Origin of the sequence: Streptomyces changchenzhani (genome assembly GCF_039766235.1) — a bacterium.
Taxonomy (GTDB): domain Bacteria; phylum Actinomycetota; class Actinomycetes; order Streptomycetales; family Streptomycetaceae; genus Streptomyces.
In genome coordinates this window covers 96,430-110,248 of the sequence record NZ_JBDHNH010000014.1, presented here as the reverse complement: position 1 = coordinate 110,248, position 13,819 = coordinate 96,430, and the positions used below count along the sequence as shown (strand labels likewise).

The window sequence follows — 13,819 nt, the reverse complement described above, 5'->3', positions numbered from 1 at the left end:
CTCCGGGATTTCTTGCTGCAAGGTCTTTCGCAAGCAATTGCGGCCCTGTTACGTTCTTCTCGACTCCGGCTCGGCCGGCCGGGGGTCCCGGCACGCCCGGGTCCCACGCGCCCGACCGGCCGGGCCGGGCCGACAGGGAGACCCCGGGGCCAAGAAACACCCCGCCGCCCAGCCTGGGCGGGCGCCGGGGGCTCCCTGCGGGTGACGACGCCTGCGGCGGGCTTGTCCCCTACCCGCCCCTTCCCGAAGTCCTCAAACGCCGGACGGGCTGAAGTGAGCAGGGTTTTCAGCCCGTCCGGCGTTTGAGGACACGCCCGAAGGGCGTCCGGGGGTCTGGGGGCTTGCCCCCAGTTTCGGGAAGGGGCGGGTAGGGGACAAGCGCCGCAGGCAACCCGCACCCACGCACCGGCCCGCACCCCGCCCCCTCAACGCCCCCGCACCTGCGCAGTAGACCCCCGCACCACCAGCTCCGGCTGGAACACATACTCCGTGCGCTGCACCGGACTCCCCCCGATCTCCTCCAGCAGCGCTCCCACCGCCGCCGTCGCCATCGCCTGCACCGGCTGTCGCACCGTGGTCATCGGCGGGTCGGTGAAGGCGATCAGCTGCGAGTCGTCGAAGCCCACCACCGACACATCACCCGGCACCTCAAGACCGCGCCCCCGCGCGGCCCGCACCACCCCGAGCGCCATCATGTCGCTGCCGCAGACAATGCCCGTGCACCCCCGGTCGAGCAGCGCCCCCGCCGCGACCTGCCCGCCCTCGACGCTGAACAGCGTGTGCTGCACGGCGGGTTCGGCCTCGTCGCGCGAACGCCCGAGCACAGCGGCGAGCGCTTCGACGAAGCCCTCCCGCTTACGACGCGAGGGCACGTACCGCCGCGGCCCGAGCGCGAGCCCGATCCGCTCGTGGCCAAGCTCGGCGAGGTGCCCGACCGCCATCCGCATCGCCGCGTGGTCGTCGGGCGACACGAAGGGCGCGCTGATCGCCCCGTTGAAGCCGTTGATGAGGACGAACGGCACACCCCGCGCCGCCAGCGCCGCATACCGCGCGGGGTCCGCCGACAGGTCCGCGTGCAGCCCGGACAGGAAGACGATGCCGCCCACCCCGCGCTCCACGAGCTGCTCGACCAGCTCGTCCTCCGTCGCCCCACCGGGCAGCTGGGTGCACAGCACGGGCGTGTAGCCGTGCCCGGCGAGGACCTGTTCGATGACCTGCGCGAAGGCCGGGAAGATCGGGTTGGTCAGCTCGGGCGTGACCAGCCCGATCAGGCCCGCACTGCGCCGCCGCAGCCGTACGGGCCGCTCGTAGCCCAGTACGTCGAGCGCCGCCAGCACTCGCTGGCGTGTGGTGTCGGCGACGCCCGGCTTGCCGTTCAGGACCCGGCTGACGGTGGCCTCGCTGACGGAGGCCTGCGCCGCGATGTGCACCAGCCGCGGGGAGGCGGGGCCGCCCCGCGGCGCGGGAACGGTCACACCGCCCACCACACGGCAGTGTCGGCGGGCAGCTCGAAGTCGCCCTCACCCGGGGCGACTTCGCCACTGGCGAGCAGCATGCGGCCGGGCGCGGGCAGAGTGACGGGCGCCCGCGTCGTATTGACCGTGCAGACAAACCCGTCACGGGCGAAGGCCAGCACCCCATCGGGCGCGGCCAGCCACTCCACCGCGGTCCCGGCACCCAGGCCCGGATGCTCGCGGCGCACGGCCAGCGCGCGGCGGTACAGCTCCAGCGTCGATTCCGGGTCGCCGCTCTGCGTCTCGACGCTCAGCGCGCCCCAGCCCTCGGGCTGCGGCAGCCAGCTGCCGCCCGTGCCGAAGCCGTACGAGGGCCCTGCGGCCGTCCACGGGATCGGCACCCGGCAGCCGTCGCGGAAGCCGTCCTGGCCCTCGGCCCGGAAGAAGGACGGGTCCTGGCGGGCCTCGTCGGGCAGGTCGGTGACGTCCGGCAGGCCGAGCTCCTCGCCCTGGTAGACGTACGCCGAACCGGGGAGCGCCAGCATGAGCACGGTCGCGGCGCGGGCCCGGCGCAGGCCGAGTTCGCGGTCGCCGGCCTCGCGGAGCTGGGTGCCGAGGCCGGGCGGGTTGGCGAAGCGCGTGGTGTGGCGGGTGACGTCGTGGTTGGACAGCACCCAGGTCGCGGGGGCGCCGACGGGGTGCATCGCGGCGAGCGAGGTAGTGATGACCTCGCGCAGCGCGACCGCGTCCCAAGCGGTCCCCAGGTACTGGAAGTTGAAGGCCTGGTGCATCTCGTCGGGGCGTACGTAGTTGGCCGTGCGCTCCACGGTCGGCGTCCACGCCTCGGCGACGGCGATGCGCTCGCCCGGGTACTCGTCGAGGATCTGCCGCCAGGAACGGTAGATCTCGTGGACACCGTCCTGGTCGAAGAACGGCATCACGTCATTGCCGAGCAGCTTGAGCTGGTCGTGCGCGCCCAGGTCGGGCAGCCCTTCGGCCTTGACCAGGCCGTGGGCGACGTCGACGCGGAAACCGTCGACGCCCATGTCCAGCCAGAACCGCAGGATCGAGCGGAACTCGTCGGCGACGGCGGGGTGTTCCCAGTTGAAGTCGGGCTGCTCGGGGGCGAAGAGGTGCAGATACCAGTCGCCGGGCGTGCCGTCCGGGTTGACCGTCCTGGTCCAGGCGGGGCCGCCGAAGATGGACTCCCAGTCGTTGGGGGCCAGTTCACCGCTCACACCCTTTCCGGGAAGGAAGTGGTAGCGGTCGCGCAGCGCGGATCCGGGGCCCTCCTCGATGGCCCGCTTGAACCACTCGTGCTGGTCCGAGGAGTGGTTGGGCACCAGGTCGACGATGATGCGCAGGCCCAGCTCGTGGGCGTCGCGGATCAGCGCGTCGGCGTCCAGGAGCGTGCCGAACATCGGGTCGATGGCTCGGTAGTCGGCGACGTCGTACCCGGCGTCGGCCTGCGGCGACGCGTAGAAGGGGCTGAGCCAGACGGCGTCGACGCCGAGCTCCTTGAGGTACGGGAGCCGTCCGCGTACCCCTTCGAGGTCGCCCATGCCGTCACCGTTGCCGTCGGCAAAACTGCGCGGATAGACCTGGTAGATCACCGCGTCCCGCCACCAGCCGGTGCGCCGGTCGCCAGTGGTGGGGGCGCTGGTGGGAGCAGCGAGGTGCTGGGTCATGTCGTCCCTGGTTGTGAGGCGTGGGGGCGGCTCGGGCCGGTCGGGTCCGGAGCCGCCGCAGGAGTGCTTAGGGGGTGTCAGGACTTCGTCGCTCCGGCGGTCAGTCCGGACACGAGGTGGCGCTGGGCGAGCGCGAAGATCACCGCGGCGGGTACCGCGACGATCACGGCTGCCGCGGTGAGCGAACCCCAGTCGCTGGTGTACTGGTTGACGAAGGTCTGCAGGCCGCCGGCGAGGGTGAGGTTCTCCTCGCCCGTCATGAACGCGGAAGCATAGGCGACTTCGGCCCAGCCTGTGATGAAGCTGTAGAAGCCCGTCACCACCAGACCCGGCTTGGCGAGCGGCAGGATCAGCCGCCAGAAGACACCGAAGGGGTTGAGTCCGTCGACCCGGCCCGCTTCGTCGATCTCCACCGGGACGGTGTCGAAGTACCCCTTCATCATCCAGGAGCAGAACGGCACGGCGATCGTCAGATAGGTGACGACCAGGCCGACGGGCTGGTTGAGCAGACCGAGGTCGGCCATCAGGTTGTACAGCGGCACGATCAGCACCGCGACGGGGAACATCTGGGTGATCAGCAGCAGCCACATCAGGGGCCGCATGCCGGGGAACCTGAAGCGGCTGACGGCGTAGCCGGTGGTGGCGGAGATGAAGACGGCGAGCACGGTGGTCATGCCGACGACCAGCACGGAGTTGCCGAACCAGCTGAGGAACTCGGTGTCGTTGACGACGTGGTCGTAGTTGCTGAGGGTGAAGTCCTTCACCAGGTCGGTGGAGAACGCCTCGTCCTTGGGCTTGAACGAGGTGACCAGCAGCCACAGCGGCGGGAAGACCGCGACGACGGTGGCGATGAGCAGGGTCGCGTGCAGGCCGAAGGAGGCCAGTCGGCTGCGCTCGCCCCGGTTGTGGCCCTTTTTGCGCGTGTTGCGCATGGCCGACTTGTTCGCGGTGTTGGTCACCACACTTCTCCCTGCTTGCGGAGCGCACGGCGGTAGACCACCGCGAAGAGCGACAGGAGCAGCAGAATCAGCACGCCCCAGGCCGCGGAATTGGCGAAGTCGCGTGGGCTGACGACGAAGGACAGCCGGTACGCGTAGGTCACGAGGATCTCGGTGGAGTCCCCCGGGCCGCCCCTGGTGAGCAGATAGATCACCGGGAACATGTTGAACGTCCAGATACTGCTGAGCAGGACCACGGTGCTGCTGACGGCGCGCAGCCCCGGCAGGGTGATGTGGCGGAAGCGCTGCCAGGGGCTCGCGCCGTCGATCTCCGCGGCCTCGTACAGCTCACCGGGGATGGACTGGAGCCCGCCGAGCATGGCGACCAGCATGAACGGCACACCGAGCCATACGTTCACCGCGATCACGGAGAACTTCGCCCAGGTCGGGTCGTTCAGCCACGGCACGGCGTCGATGCCGCCGCCGGACAGCAGCGAGTTGAGCAGGCCCTTCTTCTCGTTGAAGAGCAGCCGCCAGGTGAAGACGGAGATGAACGCCGGTACGGCCCAGGGCAGGATCAGCGAGATCCGGTAGAAGGAGCGCCCGGCCATCTTGCGGTTGAGCATGTTGGCCAGGGTCAGGCCGAGTGCGAAGGTGACGGTGACGCAGCAGACCGTCCAGATGACGGTCCAGCTGAGCCGGTCCCAGAACACCCCGTCCTGGAGGATGGCCGTGAAGTTGTCGAGACCGACGGACTCGTACGTCGCCGGGATGTGGTTGACGCCGATGGAGCGCTCGACGTTCGCCTCGTTGGCGTTCGTCGTCGACAGGTAGATACCGCGCGCCAGCGGATAGCCGATGATCACGCCGATCACGATCACCACGGGGGCGATCATGCTCCAGGCGTACCAGTGGGTGGACAGCGACCTGCGCAGCCGCCCGGGTGTCTTGTCGGTCCCGCGGCCACGGCCGCGGGCGCTGTGTGCGCCCGCGGCCGTGGCTGCCGACCGGCCGGTCTCGACAGCCATGGATCGGTCAGCCTCTCCCGTGAATTACTTGTAGCCCTTGAGCAGCTTGCGGTAGGCGTCGCCGACGCCCTTCGCACCCTGCTCGGGGGTGGCCTTGCCGCTGAGGACCTTGCCCATTTCCAGCCGGATGGGCTCGAAGAGCGCGTTGGCCTCGGGGATCCAGGGCCGCTGCACGGACTTCTCGACGGCGGGGAGGAAGAACTGCACCATCTGGTTGTTCTCGACGGTCGGCGCCGAGTAGACGGAGGTGCGGGTCGGCAGCAGGCTGAGCTTCTCGGTGGTCTGCTGCTGGACCTTGGCGGAGCTCATGTACTTGATGAACTCGTAGCTGGCGTCGAGGTTGCCCGACCCGGCGTAGGCGGCGAGGTTCCAGCCGCCCTGCGGGGAGGCCTGGCGTGCGGTGCCGGCCGGGACCGCTGCGACGCCGAGGTTGTCCTCGTCGTCCTTGAACTGCTTGCCGGCGAGAGCGCCCTCGATGGACCAGGGTCCGTCGAGCATCATCGCGACGTCGCCGTCCTTGAACGCGTTCAGCTGGTTGTTGTACCCGTCGCTGGCGTCGGTGACGGCCGCCTTGGAGTCGACCAGGTCCTTCATCACCTCGAACGCCGCGGCGCCCTCGGCGTCGTCGACGAGGATCTCCTTCGACTTGGTGTCGAGGAGGTCGCCACCCTCGCCGTAGAGGTAGGGGAGGTAGAAGTACGGGTCGTCGCCGCGCAGGTACAGGCCGGTCTTGCCGCTCTTCGACCGGACCTTCTTCGCGGCTTCCTTCACGTCGGCGAAGGACGCGGGGACGTCCACACCGGCTGCCTTGAGCATCTTCTTGTTGTAGAAGAGCGCGAGGCTGTCGATGGTCTGCGGGGCGGCGTACGTCTTGCCCTTGAACTTGGTGCTGGCCGCCGCCTGCTTCAGGTAGTCCGCCTCCTTGTCGAGCGCGGAGGTGCCGTCCAGCGGGGCGAGGTAGCCGAGGTTGGCGAAGTCCGCGACCCAGGCGACCTCGGTGCGCATCACGTCGGGGGCGCCGGAGTTGCCGCCGGCGGCGTTCTTGAACTTGGCGTTGGCCTCACCGAAGGGCACGCTGACGTACTTGACGTCGACCTTCTTGTGCTCCTTCTCGAAGCTCTCGGCGATCGCCTTGTACGTCGCCTTCTCGGCGTCGTTCGAGGTGTCCCAGAAGGTGACCGTGCCGGAGAGCTCTCCGCCGGAGCTCTTCTTGCCGCCCTCGTTGTCGCTGTCCCCGCCGCACGCTGTCGCCGCCAGTGCCAGGGCCGAGACCAGCGCGGTGGCCGCTATGCCACGCCGCATGTGAACTCCTTCAACAGATGCCCGAGATGACAGATGCCGGGTGCAGCTCCTGCCGACCGCTCCCTTGCGGCGCCGGGTCGTCGAGGAACGTAACAAGGATGAAAGAAGTCCGAAAGACCTTGCGAAGATTTTCCGCAAGAGCAGCCGATCGTTACATCCACGTGTCCTCAAGGTTGCCGTATTACCCCTTGCCAGGCAGGCTGCACAAGGGTTGATGACCTTGCTGCCGACTCTGAAAGCACTACCGCAAGGACTTGCAGGACTGTTACTTTCGGAGGGCGCCAGCGTTGATCTGGTAGTTGCAGATCCATCCGCCCGCACGAGAGGGACCCCAACATGTCGCAGGAGCTCACGACCCCGCAGACCACACCGCGCGGCTGGTGGCGCGACGCCGTCATCTATCAGGTGTACGTGCGGTCCTTCGCCGACAGCAATGGCGACGGCATCGGAGATCTGCGCGGAATCCGCGAGCGTCTGCCGTACGTCGCACAGCTGGGCGCCGACGCGGTGTGGCTCACGCCCTTCTACGCCTCCCCGCAGGCGGACGGCGGCTACGACGTAGCCGACTACCGCGCCGTCGACCCGCTCTTCGGCAGCCTCGACGACGCCCGCGAGCTGATCAACGCGGCGCACACGCTGGACCTGCGCGTAATCACCGACATCGTCCCGAACCACACCTCCGACCAGCACGTCTGGTTCCGGGCGGCGCTCGCGGACCCGCAGGGGGGACCGGCCCGCGGGCGCTACCACTTCCGCCCCGGCCGGGGCGCGGGCGGCGAACTGCCGCCCAACGACTGGGAGTCCGTCTTCGGCGGGCCCGCCTGGACCCGCACCGCCGACGGCGACTGGTACCTGCACCTGTTCGCACCCGAGCAGCCCGACCTCAACTGGGAGAATCCCGAGGTCCACGAGGAGTTCGACTCGATCCTGCGCTTCTGGCTGGACCTGGGCGTGGACGGATTCCGTATCGACGTGGCCCACGGCATGGTCAAGGCCGCCGGCCTGCCCGACATCGGCGCCCGCGAGCAGGCGAGGATGATCGGCTCGCAGGTCCTGCCGTTCTTCGACCAGGACGGTGTGCACGACATCCACCGCGGCTGGCGCAAGCTCCTGGACTCGTACGACGGTGAGCGCATCGGCGTCGCGGAGGCCTGGGCCCCCTCCCCCGAGCGGCTCGCGCTGTACGTACGCCCCGACGAGCTGCATCAGGCCTTCAACTTCCAGTTCCTCAACTGTCCTTGGGACGCGTCGGCGATGCACGCGGTCATCGACGCCTCGCTCGCCGCGACCGGCTCCGTCGGCGCCCCCACCACCTGGGTGCTGTCCAACCACGACGTGGCCCGCCATGTCACCCGCTACGGCGGCGACCACCACCCGCTGGGCCTGCGCCGCGCCCGCGCCGCCGCGCTGCTGATGCTGGCGCTGCCCGGGTCGACGTACATCTACCAGGGCGAGGAGCTCGGCCTGCCCGAGGTCACCGATCTGCCCGACGCGGTCCGCCAGGACCCGTCGTTCTTCCGCAGCGACGGGCAGGAGGGCCTGCGCGACGGGTGCCGGGTCCCGCTCCCCTGGTCCGGCGACCAGGCCCCGTACGGCTTCGGTTCGGGCGGCAGTTGGCTCCCGCAGCCCGACAGCTTCAAGGGGCTGACCGTCGAGGCCCAGACCGGCGACCCCCGCTCCACTCTGGAGCTCTACCGCTCGGCGCTCGCCCTGCGCCGCGAGCTGCCGGGTCTGGGCGACGGCCCGATGAGCTGGCTGCCGGCCACGGACGGCGTGCTGGTCGTGGGCAGGCCCGGCGTCGTCTGCACGCTCAACACCACCGGCGATACGGTCGAAGTGCCCACCCCGGGAAGGCTCCTGATCGCCTCCGTGGCACCCGCCGTTTCCGGTGCCACGACTGCCCTATCGGCTGATTCCTGCGCATGGTGGGCAATCTGACATGCGACCGGTACAGTCCATTCCCATGACCGCACGGCTTGCCGACATCGCAGCTCAGGCGGGGGTCAGTGAAGCGACGGTCAGCCGCGTGCTCAACGGCAAGCCGGGGGTTGCCTCGGCCACCCGTGAATCCGTACTTGCCGCACTAGACGTCCTCGGATACGAGCGCCCCGTCCGGTTGCGCAGGCGCAGCGCCGGGCTGGTCGGCCTGATAACCCCCGAGCTCGAAAACCCGATCTTCCCGGCCCTGGCCCAGGTCATCGGCCAGGCCCTGACCCGCCAGGGCTACACCCCGGTCCTCGCCACCCAGACGCCCGGCGGCTCCACCGAGGACGAGCTCACCGAGATGCTCGTCGACCGCGGTGTCTCCGGCATCATCTTCGTCTCGGGTCTGCACGCGGACACCACGGCCGACATGCAGCGTTACGAGCAGCTGCGCGCCCAGGGTGTCCCCTTCGTCCTCGTCAACGGTTTCTCGCCCAAGGTCCAGGCGCCGTTCATCTCGCCCGACGACCGGGCCGCGATGCGGCTGGCCGTGACGCACCTGGTGGCCCTGGGGCACACCAGGATCGGTCTTGCCGTCGGCCCCAAGCGGTTCGTCCCAGTGCTGCGCAAGATCGAGGGCTTCCGGGCCGGCATGCAGGAGCAGCTCGGTCTGGCATCGGAGGAGACGGAGGAGCTGATCCAGCACTCCCTGTACACCCTGGAGGGCGGCCAGGCGGCTGCCTCGGCCCTTATCGAGCGGGGCTGCACCGCGGTGGTGTGCGCCAGCGACATGATGGCGCTCGGTGCGATCCGGGCCGCCCGCCGGCTGGGTCTCGACGTACCGCGTGATGTCTCCGTCGTGGGCTTCGACGATTCACCCCTGATAGCGTTCACCGACCCGCCACTGACGACCATCCGCCAGCCGGTGACGGCGATGGGACAGGCCTCGGTGCGGGCGCTCCTCGAAGAGGTCGGCGGGACGCCTGCGCCGCACAGCGAATTTGTCTTCATGCCGGAATTGGTCGTACGCGGTTCAACAGCTTCGGGGCCCCGGTCGTAAAAATCCCCAGGGATCCCTAGGGACTCCTACAGCCTGTCTAGTCCTTGAGCCGTAGAGCATGCGTGCGAGATCCGACCGGGGGATGATCGGTCTGGGGATGCACATCTGGCAAACTCTCTCCACATGGGTGACGTGACCGTGAAGACTCTGGAAGGCCGTACGGCCACCGCTCCCGCACCCGAACGGGAGGCGGAGCGGAAGCGGCCGTCGGCGCGGCGCACCGTGCTGACGGGGCTGAGGAGACTGCGTTCGCCCGGCCGTCCCCGGATCTGGTTCGAGGTCCTGCTGATCGCGGTGAGTTACTGGACGTACTCGCTGATCCGCAATGCCGTGCCGGAGCAGAAGGCCGCGGCGCTGCGCAACGCGGACTGGATCTGGCAGGCCGAGAAATCGCTCGGCATCGCCTTCGAGCAGTCGGTCAACCACGCCGTGGATTCGGTGACATGGCTGATCGTGTCGATGAACTACTACTACGCGACACTGCACTTCGTGGTGACCATCGGCGTCCTGGTCTGGCTCTTCCGCAGCCATCCCGGCCGTTACGCCGCGACCCGCACGGTGCTTTTCGCGACTACGGGGGTCGCCCTGCTCGGTTACTTCCTGTATCCGCTGGCGCCGCCCCGGCTGATGAACGGGCAGAACTTCATCGACACGGTCCTGGTGCACCACACCTGGGGCTCCATGGCGTCGGGCGACCTCAAGCACATGTCCAACCAGTACGCCGCGATGCCCTCGATGCACATCGGCTGGTCGCTCTGGTGCGGCCTGACGATCTTCGCGCTGGCCGCCGCGCCGTGGGCGAAGATCCTCGGTCTGCTCTACCCGACGGCCACCCTCGTGGTGATCGTCGCGACCGCCAACCACTTCTGGCTGGACGCGGTGGGTGGCATGCTCTGCCTGTCCTTCGGCCTCGCCGTCAGCTACGCCTGGTACGGCGCGCTGCCGCACCGGCTGCCCAAACTGGTCGACGACGAGCGGCCCCGCCCGCGCCGCAGCCTGCGCAGCCGCCTCCGGGTCTGATCCCGCGCACGGCCGTGGGAAGATTCCTCCTGGGGCGGCAGCGAGCCGCCCCAGCGGAGAGGCGTCATCACATGGCAGCGGGATTCTCGGACTGGAAAGTCAACAAGCAGTACTCGGAGAGCGACCGCGTCGCCTACCGGGGCAAGCAGTACCGCTGCGTGGCGCCGCACAAGTCGAACTCCGCGAACAACCCGAAGACGGCCGTCACCCTGTGGAAGAAGGACACCCCCTAGCCAGGTGGCCCGGCCGCGCCCTACTGCGCCCTACCCGCCGTAGAACAGCTCCTCCATGACACCCCGGGCCCTGCGCGTCGTACGCCGGTAGTCGTCCAGCATGTCCCCGACGTGCCCGGGCTCGTACCCCAGGTAGCGCCCCATCGCGCCCAGTTCCTTGCCGTCCGAGGGGAATGTGTCGCCGGCCCGGCCGCGCACCAGCATCACCGCGTTGCGCACCCGCGTCGCCAGCACCCACGCCTCGTCGAGTACCGACGCGTCCTCCGTCGAGATGAGCTCCGCCGCGTGCGCGGCGGCCAGCGCGTCACGGGTCCGGGTGGTGCGCAGGCCCGGCTCGACCCACCCGTGCCGCATCTGCAGCAGCTGCACCGTCCACTCCACGTCGGACAGGCCGCCCCGGCCCAGCTTCGCGTGCAGCGTCGGGTCGGCGCCGCGCGGCATGCGCTCCGACTCCATCCGGGCCTTGAGCCGCCGGATCTCGCGCACCGCGTCCTCGCCGAGGCCCTCCACCGGGTACCGCATCGGGTCGACGAGGTCGATGAAGCGGGCACCGAGTTCCGCGTCGCCCGCCATCGGCACGGCGCGCAGCAGCGCCTGGCTCTCCCAGACCAGCGACCAGCGCCGGTAGTACGCCTTGTACGACTTCAGGGTCCGCACCATCGGCCCGCTCTTGCCCTCCGGGCGCAGATCCGCGTCGATCATCAACGGCGGGTCGGACGTGGGCAGTTGGAGCAGCCGGCGCATCTCGGCGACGACCGTGTTGGCGGCCTGCGCCGCTTCCTGCTCGTCGGCGCCCTCGCGCGGCTCGTGGACGAACAGGACGTCCGCGTCGGAGCCGTAGCCCAGCTCGTGGCCACCGAACCGCCCCATCCCGATGACCGCGAACTTCGTCGGCAGGGTGTCCCCCCACTGCTCGCGCACCGCGGCCCGCAGCGCGCCGGACAGGGTGGCCGCGTTCAGGTCGGTCAGCGCGTTGCCGACCCGGTCGACGAGCGCGCCGGGGTCGGACTCGGCGGGGCTCTCCTCCGTGCCGTACGAGCCGATGAGGTCACCCGCCGCCGTACGGAACAGCTCGCGGCGCCGCACCCCGCGCGCCACGGCGACCGCGGCCTGCGCACCGTCCGCGCGCCCCACGGCGGCCAGCACCTCCTGCTCCAAGGGGGCCCTGCCGCGCGGCTTCAGCCCCTCCGGGTCGCCGAGCAGGGCCACCGCCTCCGGGGCCCGCAGCAGCAGGTCGGGGGCGAGCCGCCCGGCGGACAGCACCCGCGCCAGGTTCTCGGCGGCGGCGCCCTCGTCCCGCAGCAGCCGCAGGTACCAGGGCGTCTTGCCGAGCGCGTCGGACACTTTGCGGAAGCCGAGGAGGCCCGCATCCGGGTCGGCGGAGTCCGCGAACCAGCCGAGCAGCACCGGCAGCAGGGTCCGCTGGATCGCGGCCTTGCGGGTCACGCCCGACGACAGGGCCTCCAGGTGGCGCAGGGCGCCCACCGGGTCGGCGTACCCCAGCGCTTCGAGCCGCTGCCCGGCGGCCTTGGGGCTGAGCCGGATCTCGCCGGGCGCGAGCTGCGCGACGGCGTCCAGGAGCGGCCGGTAGAAGATCTTCTCGTGCAGCCGCCGCACCACCGACGCGTGCCGTTTCCACGCCCGGTTCAGCTGTACGACGGGCTCCACACGCAACCCCAGTGACCGCCCGAGGCGCCGCAGACCGGGCTCGTCCTCGGGGACGAGGTGGGTGCGCCGCAGCCGGTAGAGCTGGATGCGGTGCTCCATCGAGCGCAGGAAGCGGTACGCCTCGTCGAGCTGCGCGGCGTCCGCCCGCCCCACATAGCCGCCCGCCGCGAGCGCGCCGAGTGCCTCCAGGGTCGAGCCGCTGTGCAGGCTGGCGTCGCTGCGCCCGTGCACCAACTGGAGGAGCTGCACGGCGAATTCGACGTCGCGCAGGCCGCCGGGCCCCAGCTTGAGCTCGCGCTCGATCTGGGCCGGCGGGATGTTGTCGATGACTCGGCGGCGCATCTTCTGCACGTCGGGCACGAAGTGCTCGCGTTCGGCGGCCTGCCACACCAGTGGTGACACGGCCGCCAGGTACTCCTCGCCGAGCCCGGGGTCGCCGGCCACCGGGCGGGCCTTGAGCAGCGCCTGGAACTCCCAGGTCTTGGCCCATCGCTGGTAGTAGGCGAGGTGGCTGGAGAGGGTCCGTACCAGCGGCCCGTTGCGTCCCTCGGGCCGCAGATTGGCATCCACCGGCCAGATCGTGCCCTCTTCGTTGGTCTCCGAGCAGATCCGCATCAGATGGGAGGCGAGCCGGGACGCCGCGCGTACGGCCTTGCCCTCGTCGGCGCCGTCCGCCGCCTCACCCACGAAGATCACGTCGACGTCGGAGACGTAGTTGAGCTCGTGGCCCCCGCACTTGCCCATCGCGATGACCGCGAGGCGGCAGATCGCGGCGTCTTCGGGCGCGGCCCTGCGGGCGATGGCGAGCGCCGCCCGCAGCGTGGCGGTCGCCAGGTCGGCCAGTTCGGCGGCGGCCTCGGCGACGTCGGTCGTACCGCACACGTCGCGGGCGGCGATGGCCAGCAGGCAACGGCGGTACGCGACCCGCAGCTTCACCGGGTCGTCGGCCTGCGCCAGACCACGCTCGAACTCGGCCACCCCGGGGTGCAGGTCCGCCGCCTCGTAGGTGACGAGCGCGTGCCAGTCGCGCGGGTGGCGCGCCAGATGGTCGCCGAGCGCCTCGGAGGCGCCGAGCACCCCGAGCAGCCGGTCCCGCAGCGGCTTGGCGGTGACCAGCGTGTCGAGCAGGACATGGCGCTCACCCGGGTCCTGCGCCTCCACCAGGCGCAGCAGGCCCAGCAGCGCCAGATCGGGGTCGGCGGTCGCGCCGAGCGCGTCCAGGAGCACCGGATCGGTGCGTACGCCGGACAGCTCAGGGGCGTCGAGATGCCGCTCGGCGGTGGCAGGATGGGTGAATCCGTGCCGCAGCAGCCGCGTGAAAGTGCTGCTTCTGCGCCCCGGCACCGCCATGCCTGCCTCCCGTGCGACCGTCGGACTGTCCCGTCCGATCAAGGTCCGGTTCCTGAGCCTAGCCCCAAGCCTCGGCGGACGGCCCGTCCCAGGTCCGTCCGCAGGTCAGGCGCCCGCGGATGCAGCGACATGTGCCACATCAACTGTTTTCGGCA

10 protein-coding genes are annotated in these 13,819 nt (G+C 70.2%); 4 read left to right on the top strand and 6 right to left on the bottom strand.

Annotated features, from left to right (window positions below):
* Positions 1-425: 425 nt before the first annotated feature.
* From ABCR94_RS33735 to ABCR94_RS33715, 5 genes are all read right to left on the bottom strand, one after another.
* Entirely contained in the window at positions 426-1,487 is a 1,062-nt protein-coding gene (locus ABCR94_RS33735; protein ID WP_347124710.1) for a LacI family DNA-binding transcriptional regulator, read from the bottom strand.
* Positions 1,472-3,142 carry a glycoside hydrolase family 13 protein gene (locus ABCR94_RS33730; protein WP_347124708.1) on the bottom strand — a complete coding sequence of 557 codons (1,671 nt, stop codon included), beginning with the start codon at positions 3,140-3,142 and terminating at the stop codon, positions 1,472-1,474. The genes ABCR94_RS33735 and ABCR94_RS33730 overlap by 16 nt, the downstream gene beginning before the upstream one ends.
* Positions 3,143-3,219: 77 nt before the next feature.
* Positions 3,220-4,074 carry a sugar ABC transporter permease gene (locus ABCR94_RS33725; protein ID WP_347124769.1) on the bottom strand — a complete coding sequence of 285 codons (855 nt, stop codon included), beginning with the start codon at positions 4,072-4,074 and terminating at the stop codon, positions 3,220-3,222.
* A gap of 23 nt (positions 4,075-4,097) precedes the next feature.
* On the bottom strand, positions 4,098-5,108 hold the full coding sequence (locus tag ABCR94_RS33720; protein ID WP_347124707.1) for a carbohydrate ABC transporter permease: 1,011 nt from the start codon (positions 5,106-5,108) through the stop codon (positions 4,098-4,100).
* Between the two features lie 24 nt (positions 5,109-5,132).
* Positions 5,133-6,410 (bottom strand): extracellular solute-binding protein, encoded by a 1,278-nt coding sequence (locus ABCR94_RS33715; protein WP_347124706.1) that lies wholly within the window; start codon positions 6,408-6,410, stop codon positions 5,133-5,135.
* Positions 6,411-6,746: 336 nt separating this feature from the next.
* Between ABCR94_RS33715 and ABCR94_RS33710 the strand changes: the two genes are divergently transcribed.
* The 4 genes from ABCR94_RS33710 (at position 6,747) to ABCR94_RS33695 (ending at position 10,646) form a co-directional block, all read left to right on the top strand.
* On the top strand, positions 6,747-8,348 hold the full coding sequence (locus tag ABCR94_RS33710; protein WP_347124704.1) for a glycoside hydrolase family 13 protein: 1,602 nt from the start codon (positions 6,747-6,749) through the stop codon (positions 8,346-8,348).
* A 25-nt stretch (positions 8,349-8,373) separates the two neighbouring features.
* Positions 8,374-9,393: a LacI family DNA-binding transcriptional regulator gene (locus ABCR94_RS33705; RefSeq protein ID WP_347124703.1), complete on the top strand. Its 1,020-nt coding sequence runs from the start codon at positions 8,374-8,376 to the stop codon at positions 9,391-9,393.
* A 123-nt stretch (positions 9,394-9,516) separates the two neighbouring features.
* Positions 9,517-10,413 carry a phosphatase PAP2 family protein gene (locus tag ABCR94_RS33700; RefSeq protein WP_347124702.1) on the top strand — a complete coding sequence of 299 codons (897 nt, stop codon included), beginning with the start codon at positions 9,517-9,519 and terminating at the stop codon, positions 10,411-10,413.
* A gap of 71 nt (positions 10,414-10,484) precedes the next feature.
* On the top strand, positions 10,485-10,646 hold the full coding sequence (locus ABCR94_RS33695; RefSeq protein ID WP_283516339.1) for a carbohydrate-binding protein: 162 nt from the start codon (positions 10,485-10,487) through the stop codon (positions 10,644-10,646).
* A 30-nt stretch (positions 10,647-10,676) separates the two neighbouring features.
* On the opposite strand, the gene ABCR94_RS33690 is transcribed toward ABCR94_RS33695, so the two are convergent.
* Positions 10,677-13,664 (bottom strand): bifunctional [glutamine synthetase] adenylyltransferase/[glutamine synthetase]-adenylyl-L-tyrosine phosphorylase, encoded by a 2,988-nt coding sequence (locus ABCR94_RS33690; protein WP_347124700.1) that lies wholly within the window; start codon positions 13,662-13,664, stop codon positions 10,677-10,679.
* Between the last annotated feature and the right edge of the window lie 155 nt (positions 13,665-13,819).